Annotated in this window: 11 protein-coding genes; 6 read left to right on the top strand and 5 right to left on the bottom strand. The window is 72.7% G+C overall.

Going from position 1 to position 10,786, the window contains the following annotated elements; all coding sequences use genetic code 11:
- Both IPZ69_RS44475 and IPZ69_RS44470 read left to right on the top strand, forming a co-directional pair.
- Positions 1-744, top strand: a 744-nt coding sequence (locus IPZ69_RS44475) for an acyl-CoA dehydrogenase family protein (protein WP_268835828.1), incomplete at its 5' end; no start/stop codon positions are given.
- Complete coding sequence (locus IPZ69_RS44470; RefSeq protein ID WP_235460609.1) at positions 744-1,226, top strand: nitroreductase family deazaflavin-dependent oxidoreductase; 483 nt, start codon at positions 744-746, stop codon at positions 1,224-1,226. The genes IPZ69_RS44475 and IPZ69_RS44470, both read left to right, overlap by 1 nt.
- A gap of 23 nt (positions 1,227-1,249) precedes the next feature.
- On the opposite strand, the gene IPZ69_RS44465 is transcribed toward IPZ69_RS44470, so the two are convergent.
- On the bottom strand, positions 1,250-1,891 hold the full coding sequence (locus tag IPZ69_RS44465) for a LysE family translocator (protein ID WP_235460608.1): 642 nt from the start codon (positions 1,889-1,891) through the stop codon (positions 1,250-1,252).
- 82 nt (positions 1,892-1,973) lie between these two features.
- On the opposite strand from IPZ69_RS44465, the gene IPZ69_RS44460 reads away from it, so the two are divergent.
- Positions 1,974-2,426, top strand: a complete 453-nt coding sequence (locus IPZ69_RS44460; RefSeq protein WP_235460607.1) for an Lrp/AsnC family transcriptional regulator — start codon at positions 1,974-1,976, stop codon at positions 2,424-2,426.
- 83 nt (positions 2,427-2,509) lie between these two features.
- Here IPZ69_RS44460 and IPZ69_RS44455 read toward each other — a convergent pair whose 3' ends face one another.
- Positions 2,510-3,145 (bottom strand): TetR family transcriptional regulator, encoded by a 636-nt coding sequence (locus tag IPZ69_RS44455; RefSeq protein WP_235460610.1) that lies wholly within the window; start codon positions 3,143-3,145, stop codon positions 2,510-2,512.
- 134 nt (positions 3,146-3,279) lie between these two features.
- Here IPZ69_RS44455 and IPZ69_RS44450 point away from each other — a divergent pair, with 134 nt between their 5' ends.
- Together IPZ69_RS44450 and IPZ69_RS44445 are read left to right on the top strand one after the other, a co-directional pair.
- Positions 3,280-4,002, top strand: a complete 723-nt coding sequence (locus tag IPZ69_RS44450) for a VOC family protein (protein ID WP_235460606.1) — start codon at positions 3,280-3,282, stop codon at positions 4,000-4,002.
- A 201-nt stretch (positions 4,003-4,203) separates the two neighbouring features.
- Positions 4,204-6,555 carry an outer membrane protein assembly factor BamB family protein gene (locus IPZ69_RS44445; RefSeq protein WP_235460605.1) on the top strand — a complete coding sequence of 784 codons (2,352 nt, stop codon included), beginning with the start codon at positions 4,204-4,206 and terminating at the stop codon, positions 6,553-6,555.
- A gap of 144 nt (positions 6,556-6,699) precedes the next feature.
- Here the strand turns inward: IPZ69_RS44445 and IPZ69_RS44440 are convergent, their stop codons facing one another.
- The 3 genes from IPZ69_RS44440 to IPZ69_RS44430 are packed head-to-tail and all read right to left on the bottom strand — an operon-like array spanning position 6,700 to position 9,046.
- On the bottom strand, positions 6,700-7,479 hold the full coding sequence (locus IPZ69_RS44440; RefSeq protein WP_235460604.1) for an enoyl-CoA hydratase/isomerase family protein: 780 nt from the start codon (positions 7,477-7,479) through the stop codon (positions 6,700-6,702).
- Positions 7,476-7,895, bottom strand: a complete 420-nt coding sequence (locus tag IPZ69_RS44435; protein ID WP_235460603.1) for a Zn-ribbon domain-containing OB-fold protein — start codon at positions 7,893-7,895, stop codon at positions 7,476-7,478. The genes IPZ69_RS44440 and IPZ69_RS44435 overlap by 4 nt, the downstream gene beginning before the upstream one ends.
- Positions 7,896-7,900: 5 nt before the next feature.
- The gene (locus tag IPZ69_RS44430) at positions 7,901-9,046 is read right to left on the bottom strand and encodes a lipid-transfer protein (RefSeq protein ID WP_235460602.1); all 1,146 of its coding nucleotides are present in this window, start codon (positions 9,044-9,046) and stop codon (positions 7,901-7,903) included.
- A 189-nt stretch (positions 9,047-9,235) separates the two neighbouring features.
- Here IPZ69_RS44430 and IPZ69_RS44425 point away from each other — a divergent pair.
- Positions 9,236-10,786, top strand: a 1,551-nt coding sequence (locus IPZ69_RS44425) for a FadD3 family acyl-CoA ligase (protein ID WP_235460601.1), incomplete at its 3' end; no start/stop codon positions are given.

The following is a 10,786-nucleotide window of genomic DNA, read 5'->3' as shown; positions in this document are numbered from 1 at the left end:
GTGCTCGACGGGCACAGCGCCGGGCTGCTCCTGGTCGCGGCCCACACCGGCGGCTTCGCCCGCTCGCGCACCCTGTTCTTCCTGGTCCCCGCGGACGCGCCGGGCCTGGTCCGCACTCGGCAGACCGCCCTCGACGCCACCCGCCCCCAGGCACGTGTCCAACTGCGGGACGTCGAAGCCGAGTTGCTCGGCGACGCCACCCCCGACACCGTCCCCGACCCGCTCCCGGCCCTGCGCGGCCACGGCGACGTCGTCGCCGCCGTGCTCGCCGCCGAGGCGGTGGGGGCCGCCGACCGGGCCCTGGAGCGGACCGTCGAGTACGTCAAGCAGCGCGAGCAGTTCGGGCGGCTGATCGGGTCCTTCCAGGCGGTCAAGCACCGGCTGGCCGATGTGTACGTCCAGGTGCAGGCCGCCCGCTCGGCGGCCTATTACGCGGCCTGGGCGGCGGCGCCCCCGTCCGCGGCGCCCGGCGCCCCGCCCGGGGCCGCGCCGCAAGGGCGGTGGCGGGAGACGGGCGGGCCGGTGGGCGGGCTCGCGCTCGCCCAGGCGCTGGAGGCGCTGCGGACGGCCGCGGGCGAGGGGATCCAGCTGCACGGCGGGATCGGGTTCACCTGGGAGCACGAGGCCCACCTGTACTTCAAGCGGGCGGCCGGGGACGAGCTGCTGTTCGGGCCGGTCCACCGGTTGCGCGCCCACGCGGCCGACTCGGTGCGGCTCTTCGAGCAGGGGGAGGTGGCGGTCTGATGGCGGGCTTCGGTGTGCGGTTGGTGCAGAAAGTGTCCTCGACCCGGGGCTTCGCGAAGGTGGCCCCGCATCTGATTCCGGCGCTGGACCGGGGCGTCCACCGGGTCACGCGCGGGAAGGTCCTGCTCAGCGCGCAGTTGCTGCCGGGGGTCGTGCTGACGGTCACGGGGGCGCGCAGCGGGCTGGCGCGGCGTACGCCGCTCGCCTGCATGCCCGAGGAGGGCGGGCGCGGCTGGATACTCGTCGGGTCCAACTTCGGGCGGACCGACCACCCGGCCTGGACCCACAACCTCCTCGCCCACCCCGACGCCTCCGTCAGCTGGAAGGGCGAGGAGATCCCGGTGACGGCCCGGCTGCTGGCGGGGGAGGAGCGGGCGGCGGCCTGGCAGGCGCTGCTGGCGTTCTGGCCGCCGTACGCGACGTACCAGGCGCGGGTGGACCGGGAGATCCGGGTCTTCCGGATCGTACGAAGGCAGCCGTAGCCCCGCAAAGTCGCCGGGCGGCCCTACAGCGTCGCCAGGCGCTCCACCAGCAGCAGCGCCCCGATGCCCAGCATCGCCGCGCCCGACGTGCGGGTCACCGCACGGGCCGCCGCGGGGCGCGCGCCGAGCAGGGCGCGGGAGAGGGCGCCGACCGTGAGGTAGACGGCGGCGCAGCAGGCCATGTGGAGGAGTCCGAGCGTGGCGGTCTGGACGGGGACGGGCAGGTGGTGCCCGTCGCCCGTGGTCAGGAACTGGGGGAGTACGGACAGGTACAGCAGCAGGCCCTTGGGGTTGAGTCCGCTGATCGCGGCGCCGCGCAGGAAGACCCGTCCGGCGCTCGCGCCGACGGCCGCCTCCGTGCCGCCGGCCGCGCCCGCCCCGGGCACCCCCGGCCTGCGCAGCACTCCCCACCCCAGCCACACCAGGTACCCGGCCCCCGCCACCGTGAGCGCGGTCAGCAGCCGGGGCGAGCCCGCGACCAGTACCGCGAGACCCGCCGTCGCCAGTGCCGTGTGCAGCGCGTAGCCCGCGACGAGGCCCGACACGGCCGTGAGCACCGACCTGCCGCGCAGTCCGGCCGCGATGGTGTACGCCCAGTCGGCGCCCGGCACGCACACCAGCAGCAGGTCCACGGCGAGGAAGGAGAGAAGGAGTCCCGAGTCCATGGAGGTGACGTTAGGCGGGAATGTCCCGAAAGTGTTCCTGAAATTTGCCCATGATCGCGGGTTCTGAGCAAATATCTACTTCATGGACGACGTGGACCAGAAGATCCTTGCCGAGCTCCAGCAGGACGGCCGGCTGACCGTGACCGAGCTGGCCGCGCGGGTGCGGCTGAGTGTCTCGCCGTGCCACCGGCGGCTGCGCGAGCTGGAGCGGTCGGGTGCCATCCAGGGGTACCGGGCGGTGGTCGACCCGGCCGCCCTCGGGCTGAACTTCGAGGCGCTGGTCTTCGTCTCCATGCGGCAGGAGGACCGGGATACGGTCGCCGACTTCGAGCGGGCGGTCAGCGAGGTGGAGTACGTGCTCGACGCGCAGCGGCTGTTCGGCGAACCGGACTATCTGCTGCGGGTGGCCACCGCCGATCTCGCCGCCTTCCAGCGGCTGTACGACGAGCGGCTGGCGACGCTGCCAGGGGTGCAGCGGCTGACGTCCACGCTGGTGATGAAGCACGTGGTGCGGGACCGGCCGCTGCCCGCCTAGCGCGACGGGCGGCAGCTCACCTCGGTGAACTACCGCCCGCGAGACAGGACTTCGAGTCGGTAACGGCCCGTTGGCGTCAAGGGCTACTTCGTCGGCTTCTTCCCGGTCACGCCCAGATGTACCAACAGCGCCAGGTTCGGCTTGAGTTCGGCCTGTTTGACACCCCAGGTCTGGAAGCCCTTCTGGTGTCCGGCCACCGCCGCGAGCATCGCGACCAGGGAACCCGCGATCGCCGCGGGGTTCACGTCCTTGTCGATCCTGCCCTTGGACTGGAGTTCGGCAATCGAGTCCGAGAGGGAGTTGTTCACCGAGTTCAGGATCTTCATACGGATCTTGTAGAACCGTTTGTCCCCTTCTGCGGCACCGAGGTCCACGACACGCAGGATCGCGTCGTTCTTGCGCCAGAACTCCAGGAACCCGTCGACGAGTTCCTGGGCGGTCTGCCAGCCCGCCTTGCCGACCCAGGACCGCCCTTCGAGGAGCTCGGTCAACCCGGCGCCCTCGGCGGCCATTTGGTCGGCGATCTCCAGGACGGCGCCTTCGACGTCCGGGAAGTACTGGTAGAAGGTCGCGGGCGAAGTGCCCGCCTTCCGGGCGACATCGATGACCTTGACGTCCCGGTAGGGGGAGGAGCTGAGCATCTCGCTGAGGCAGTCGAGCAGCTTCTGCCGGGTCGCCTGCCCACGCCGGCCGGCCACGCGGCCGTCGACGGTACGCACTTGTCCTGTCATGCCGTCAGCTTACCGAGGGGTGATCGGAGCGCGATTCGGCCGACTGCAAATGGGGTGCATGGGGGTGCGGAGGGTGGTGTGCCTGGTCTGCGGGTTGCGCGCGGCGCAGTTACTTTGGCGGCATGGCCGAAAACAGGGCATCGGTGTACGGAGAGGGCGTCCCGTGCTGGGTGGACGCGCAGCTTCCCGACGTAGAGGCGGGGAAGCGGTTCTACGGTGAGCTCTTCGGGTGGTCCTTCGAGGACGCCGTCGGCACCTTGGTGTGGGCGCGCAAGGACGGCTCGCCCGTCGCCACGCTCGGGCACAAGACGGACGGCCGGATGCCCACCGTGTGGACGGTGTATTTCGCGACCCCGGACGCGGCGGCGCTGTGCCGCCGGATCCTGGCGGCCGGCGGGCAGGTGGTGACGGCGCCCACGCGGATCGAGGCGCTGGGCACGGCCGCCCTCGCCGTCGACCCCGGCGGCGCCGTCTTCGGCCTGTGGCAGCCGGGCAGCCACAGCGGCTTCGGGGCGCGGCACGAGCCGGGCACCTTCGCCTGGGTCCAGCTCTACACCCGGGACACCGAGGAGGCCAACGCCTTCTACGGCGAGCTCTTCCACGACGCCCTGTTCGACGCGGACACCGAGCCCGATTTCGGCCGTGCGCCCGTCTCCGACGTCTTCCCGGCCGAGATGCCCTCGCACTTCCTCGTCCACTTCCGGGTGGAGGACCTCGACGACGCGCTGGAGGCGGTGCGCGGGCTCGGCGGGCGGGTGCAGGCGCCACCCTTTGAGACGTCGTACGGCACTGTGGCCGTCGTGACCGACAATCAGGGGGCGTCGTTCGCGCTGCTTCAGCGCTAGCGACGGCGGAAGCGACACCGCAAGCGGCCGTGGAATGTCTCGTTTATCACGAGACACCCCGATAAATCACCGGGTTCGCAACCTGTGCCCGAGCCAGGAAGAATCGGGGTGCGTGCCGCCACGGCGGTGCGGTGGTGAGACGCTGCACGGGGTCGCGTACATATGTGGGTGACGCGGCTCGTACGGGGAGGTGGCAGGCAAGTGGTGGATCAGCTGACGCAGCACGATCCGCGGCGGATCGGGCCGTTCGAGGTGCTGGGACGGCTGGGTGCCGGCGGCATGGGGCTGGTCTATCTCGCGCGCTCGGCGTCCGGCCGGCGCGTGGCGATCAAGACGGTCCGGACCGAGCTCGCCGAGGACCAGCTCTTCCGCGTCCGCTTCACGCGCGAGGTGGAGGCGGCCCGGGCGGTCTCCGGCTTCTACACGGCGGCCGTCGTCGACGCCGACCCGCGCGCCGCCGTGCCCTGGCTGGCCACCGCGTACGTCCCCGCGCCCTCCCTCGAAGAAATAGTGAACGACTGCGGGCCGCTACCGGCCCAGGCGGTGCGCTGGCTTGCGGCGGGCGTGGCGGAGGCCCTGCAGTCCATCCACGGCGCCGGGCTGGTCCACCGCGACCTCAAGCCCTCCAACGTGCTCGTCGTCGAGGACGGTCCCCGCGTCATCGACTTCGGTATCGCGTCCGGCGTCTCGAACACCCGTTTGACGATGACGAACGTCGCCGTCGGCACCCCCGCCTACATGTCCCCCGAGCAGGCCAAGGACTCGCGGAGCGTGACCGGCGCCAGCGACGTCTTCTCGCTCGGCTCGATGCTGGTGTTCGCCGCCACCGGACACCCGCCCTTCCACGGCGCCAACCCCGTCGAGACCGTCTTCATGCTGCTGCGCGAGGGCCCCGACCTGGAGGGCCTCCCGGACGAGCTGCGTCCGCTGATCGAGTCCTGCATGCAGATGGAGGCCACCGGCCGGCCCAACCCCGCCGACCTCCAGGCCCAGCTCGCCCCGCACCTGTTCGGCTCCGGCTCCGACGACAGCGGCACGGCCTCGGCCTGGCTGCCCGAGAAGGCCGTCGCCCTCATCGAGTCCCGCCGCGGCGGCCGCCCGGCGGCCAAGCCCGCCCCCGCCGGCCCGCGCAGCGGCGGACGCGCCGCGCTGCCGCCTCCGCCCTCGCACGACCCGGTGATCCCGGGCCCGGCCCTGCCGGTCGGCACCCCGGCGGGCGCCCCCGACACCGGCCCCGTCCGGCTGGCCGGCGCCCCGGTGCCCATCGGCCCCGGCCCGCGCGTCGCCGACGCCCGCGCCGCCGCCGTCAAGGCGCCCCCGCCGGAGGCCGGTCTGGTCGCCAGCTGGTCCCGCCCGCGCCCCGGGGTCAACGGCGCCGACCCCGCCGTACCGGCGCCCCCGCCCGCGCCGCCGGAGACGGCGTCCGGCTGGCGCCCCTGGCGCTTCCGCATGTCCAACGACGTGTGGGGCACCCCGTCCGTCGACGGCGACCTCGTCTACGTCACCTCCTTCGAGGTGCACGCCCTGGACGTGGGTACCGGCCGGCGCCGCTTCAAGACCCGGGACGTGGCCTGGTCGATGGCGGTCGCGGACGGCCGTATCCACGCCTCCGACGGCCCCACCCTGTTCGCCCTGGAGGCCCGCGAGGGCGCCGACCTGTGGCGGCTGTCCACGGAGTCCTGGGTGTACTCCCTGCACGCCGACCGGGGCACGGTCGTCACCGGCACCCGCGGCGGCGGCGTGCAGGCCTGGGAGGCCGCCAACGGGCAGAAGCTGTGGGAGATCAGCGGCTGCCAGACCGACTTCGAGTCCCCCGAGGCCGGACCCGCCGTCCACGACGGCACCGTCTACGTCTGGCAGGACGCCCGGCTGCGCGCCCTGGACGCCCGCACGGGCGAGGAGCGCTGGTCCTACCCCATCGGCGACGCGGCCTCCTGCGGCGGCGTCCCGGTCCGCCTCACCCCGGCGCCGGACGGCTACGTCTACATCTCCGCGGGCACCCGCGTCCTCGCCGTCGACGTGGCGAGCGGCATGGTGCGCTGGCACTTCGAGGCCCCCGCGGTCTTCCTCTGCCCGCCCACCTTCGTCCCCGGCCCGGCGGTCACCGGCGGCGGCATCTACCTCGCCGACTACCTCGGCACGGTGTACGCCCTCGACGCCACCGACGGCCGCGACCGCTGGCGCATCGCCACCGAGGCCCGCGCCTCCATCGATCCGGTGCTGGTGGCCGCGGGCCACGTCCACGTCGGCAGCGGCAAGGGCCTCTACACCCTGGACGCGGTCACCGGCACTCCCAAGTGGCGCTTCCAGTCCGGCGGCGACATCGTCGGCGCCCCCGCGGTCGCCGAGGGCCGTATCCACTTCGGCTCCACCGACCACCTGCTGTACACCCTGAAGGCCGACGACGGACGCCTGCGCTGGAAGCTGGCCACCGGCGGCGAGATCACCGGCTCCCCGGTCGTCAAGGACGGTGTGGTGTACGCCTGCAGCAAGGACCGCTGCGTCTACGCCCTCGACGCGGAGAAGGGCACGGGCACCGCGCGTACGGCGTGACGGGACTCCTCGGGGACGGCCGCCGTACCAGTAGTCGCACGGAAGGGGCTGTGGACGGCGGCCGTCGCTCCGGGGAGGGCTCCTCGCTCTCACAGCAGACGCTACGCCCGGCGGACGGTGCCCGCCACGCGTACGAGTGGTGACTCAGCGTGTACGGTACGTCCGCCCGTCCCGCCCCCCGAACAGCTCCGCCTGGCGCTCGGGCGGCAGGTTCCCCAGCGCTATCAGATGCGGCGCCTGCGCGAACGCCTGTGCCCGGCCCGCCTCCTTCGCCGCCCACAGCGCCCGCACCGTCCCCTGCACGGCCTCCGTCGGATACCCGGCCAGCACGACCGCGCACCGCACCGCTGCCTCCAACGCCCCGCCCGGCTCGGTGAGTTCGGAGACGAGCCCGATCTCGTACGCCCGCCGCGCCCCGATCCGTTCGGCGTTGCCCATGAGCGCCATCCGCGCGACCTCCCCGTAGGGCATGCGCTGCGCCATCAGCACGGACTCGTAGGCGCTGACCATGCCGTAGCCGGTGTGCGGGTCGAAGAAGGCGGCGGTGGTGTCCGCGACGATGAAGTCCGACTCCCCGAGGAGGTAGAAGGCGCCCCCGCAGGCCATCCCGCACACGGCGGTGACGACCGGCTTCCACAGGTCGTTCGCCTTCGGTCCGACGCGCAGCAGCGGATCGTCCTGCATGTACGGCGACGACGGCTGCGGCACCACGGCGTCCCGGTCGATCCCCGTACTGAAGGCCCGCTCCCCGGCGCCGGTGAGCACCACGGCCCGTACGGCGTCGTCGAACCGCAACTCCCGCCAGGTGTCCGCGAGTTCACCGGCCATGGTGAGATCGATGGCGTTCAGCCTCGCGGGCCGGTCCAGGGTGACCACCGCGACGCCGGTGTCCTTGTCGGCGCTGACGCGCAGGCTGTCGCTCACGAGCGCTCCAGGACCCACTGCGGAAGCCCGCTGCCGGGATCGAACACGAACTGCACCCGGGCCCCGATCCGCACGCGCTCCTCGGGAACGGAGTCGAGCGGCGCACCGGGCCCGCTCACCAGATTCCCCACGAGCCGTATCCGGGGCGCCTCATCGAGCTCGACGAGGACGACGTGGTACGGGGCCTGCGCGGCGTAGTCGGGCAGGAGAGGCGGATGGGGGCGGACGTACGACCAGATGCGTCCCCGCCCGTCCGTCCGCCGCCACTCGCACGCGAAGGACCGGCAGTGCGGGCAGCAGGGCCGGGGCGGGAAACGCACCTCGCCGCACTCGGCGCAGGCCTGGACGCGGAGCTCGCCGCGGCCGGCGTACTCCCAGAAGGGGGCGCCTTCGGTATCGATGACGGGAGACAGCATGTCGGTCAACTCCTCAGCAGCAGCGCGGACGTGGGGACTCCCTCGCCCGCCGTGACCAGGCAGGTGGAGGCGCCGGGGACCTGGGCGGTACTGGTTCCGCGCAGCTGCTTCACGCCCTCGGTGATGAGGTTGAAGCCGTGGACGTACGCCTCGGAGAGCCCGCCCCCGCCGGTGTTGATGGGCAGCCGCCCGCCGATCTCCAGGGCGCCCCCCTCGGTGAACGCCCCGCCCTCGCCCCTCCCGCAGAACCCGTAGCCCTCCAGCGACAGTGGTATGAGCGGGCTGAACGCGTCGTATATCTGGGCGACGTCCACATCCTGAGGGGTGAGGTCGGCGTGCTTCCACAGATGCCGGGCGGCGGTCCAGGCCGGGCCGGTGAGGGGGTCGTCGTTCCAGTAGTTCACCATGCCGTGGTGCTGGGCGGGCAGCCCCTGGGCGGCGGAGTGGACGTACACCGGCCGCCGCCGGCAGTCCCGGGCCCGCTCGGCGGAGACGACCACGCAGGCCAACGCGCCGTCCGTCTCGAGGCAGTTGTCGAAGAGGCAGAGGGGCTCGCTGATCCACCGGGAGGTCATGTACATCTCGCGGGTCAGGGGCCGCTCGTACATGATCGCGTCCGGGTTCTGGTTGGCCCGGTTGCGGCAGGCCAGGGCGACGTTGAAGAGGTGGTCGCGCGTGGCGCCGTACTCGTGCATGTAGCGGCGGGCGAGCATCGCGATCTCGTCCACGGGCCGCAGCAGCCCGAAGGGCCGGGTCCACTGGGCCGGTGTGGGCAGCTGAACGGCGGTGTTGGTCCAGGGCCTGGGCCCGCTCCCGCGCTTGCGCGACCGCCAGGCGACCCCCACGGTGGCCTGCCCGGCGGCGATGGCGGTGGCCAGGTGCGCGACGGTCGCGCAGGAGCCGCCCCCGCCGTACCCGATCTTGCTGAAGAAGGTCAGATCACCGAACCCGACCGCCTTGGCGAGCTCGACCTCCTCCGTCTCCTCCATCGTGAAGGAGGCGAGCGCGTCGACCTCGCCGGGATCGATCCCGGCGTCGTCGAGGGCGGCGAGGACGGCCCGGCAGGCGAGGGTCTTCTCGTCCTCGGGAAGCCGCTTGGCGAATCCGGTCTGCCCGATCCCGACGATGGCGGTGGCGTCCTTGATCCCCACGGTGCTGGATCCCCCGGCCCCTCCCGGCCCTCTCACCCCTCCTGATCCTCTTGCCCCTCCCGCCTTTTCCGCTCCTCCGGCCATGCCGCGCCCACCTCCGCAATGCCATGCCCACCCTCTGCTGACAGCCCGTCAGGTTACAGCTAATCTGACGACCAGTCAGCTACGCGTTGGGGAGGCTGGGTGGTCGTGCGCGGTGACGTGGAGTGGGGCAGCATTCCGGGCTTGGTGCGGTCGGCGGCGGAGCGGTACGCGGACGCCGAGGCGGTGGTGGACGGCCGTGCGAGGATCTCGTACGTGGAGTTGGGCGCGCGGGTGGAACGCGCGGCGGCGGCCTGCATCGCGAGCGGGCTGGAGGTGGGCGACCGGGTGGCCATCTGGGCCCCCAACTCCCTCGACTGGATCGTCGCGGCACTCGGCGCGGTGTCGGCGGGCGCGGTCCTGGTCCCCCTCAACACGCGCTTCAAGGGTACGGAGGCGGCCGACGTCCTGCGCCGCAGCGGCACCCGGCTCCTGTTCGTGACGGGCACGTTCCTCGGGACCTCGTACGTGGCGTCGCTGCGGCGCGCGGCCGGCGAGGGCGACGCCGCCTCGGGCCCGCTCCCGGGCCTGCCGGCGCTCCGACAGGCGGTGGTCCTCTCGGAGGACGCTCCGCCCGGCTTCCGCACCTGGAAGGACTTCCTGGCGAGCGGCGAGTGCGTCGGAGACCGGGAAGTACGCGGGCGCGCCGCGCGGTTGGACGGCGGCTGCGCCTCGGACATCATCTTCACGTCGGGGACTACGGGCCGCCCGAAGGGCGCGCTGATCACCCACGCGCAGACGCTGCGGGCGTACGAGATCTGGGCGGACCTGGCGGGCCTGCGCTCGACCGACCGCTACCTGATCGTGAACCCCTTCTTCCACACCTTCGGCTACAAGGCCGGGGTCATCGCGTGCCTGATGCGCGGCGCGACGATGATCCCGCAGCCGGTCTTCAACGTGGACACGGCGCTGGCGAACATCGCGGCGGAGCGGGTGTCGGTCCTGCCCGGCCCCCCGACCCTCCACCAGTCCCTCCTCGACCACCCCGCCCGCGACGCGCACGACCTCTCGGCGCTGCGCCTGGTCGTGACGGGGGCGGCGGTGGTCCCGCTGCGGCTGGTGGAACGCCTCAGGGGTGAACTCGGCGTCTGCACCGTCCTGACGGCCTACGGCCTCTCGGAGGCGAGCGGCATCGTCACGATGTGCCGCCGCGGCGACGACCCGACGGTGATCGCGTCGACGTCGGGCCGGGCGATACCCGGCACGGAGGTCCGGATCGCCGACGGGGCGGGGGCGCCGCAGGGTCCGGGGGTGCCGGGCGAGGTGCTGGTCCGCGGCTTCAACGTCATGCGCGGCTACTACGAGGACGAGACGGCGACGGCGGAGGTGATCACCGAGGACGGCTGGCTGCACACGGGCGACGTGGGCGTCCTGGACCCGGCGGGCAACCTCCGCATCACGGACCGTCTGAAGGACATGTTCATCGTCGGCGGCTTCAACGCGTACCCCGCCGAGATCGAGCAACTCCTCGGCCTGCACCCCGACGTGGCCGACGTGGCGGTCATCGGCACCCCGGACCCCCGCCTCGGCGAGGTCGGCAAGGCATTCGTCGTCCGCCGCCCCGACGCCCTCCTGACAGCGGACGACCTGATCGCCTGGTCCCGCCGCGAAATGGCCAACTACAAGGTCCCGAGATCGGTGGAGTTCGTGGGCGAACTA

This window comes from Streptomyces olivochromogenes (assembly GCF_021538895.1).
GTDB lineage: Bacteria > Actinomycetota > Actinomycetes > Streptomycetales > Streptomycetaceae > Streptomyces > Streptomyces olivochromogenes_A.
Note: the sequence above shows the minus strand (reverse complement) of the source record. Positions and strands in the feature narration are given on the sequence as shown.

What these genes read in the sequence shown, in the direction of transcription:
- IPZ69_RS44470 (WP_235460609.1), top strand. Translation starts at nt 744, where the DNA reads ATGGCGGGCTTCGGTGTGCGGTTGGTGCAGAAAGTGTCCTCGACCCGG.
- IPZ69_RS44465 (WP_235460608.1), bottom strand. Translation starts at nt 1,891, where the DNA reads ATGGACTCGGGACTCCTTCTCTCCTTCCTCGCCGTGGACCTGCTGCTG.
- IPZ69_RS44460 (WP_235460607.1), top strand. Translation starts at nt 1,974, where the DNA reads ATGGACGACGTGGACCAGAAGATCCTTGCCGAGCTCCAGCAGGACGGC.
- IPZ69_RS44450 (WP_235460606.1), top strand. Translation starts at nt 3,280, where the DNA reads ATGGCCGAAAACAGGGCATCGGTGTACGGAGAGGGCGTCCCGTGCTGG.
- IPZ69_RS44435 (WP_235460603.1), bottom strand. Translation starts at nt 7,895, where the DNA reads ATGCTGTCTCCCGTCATCGATACCGAAGGCGCCCCCTTCTGGGAGTAC.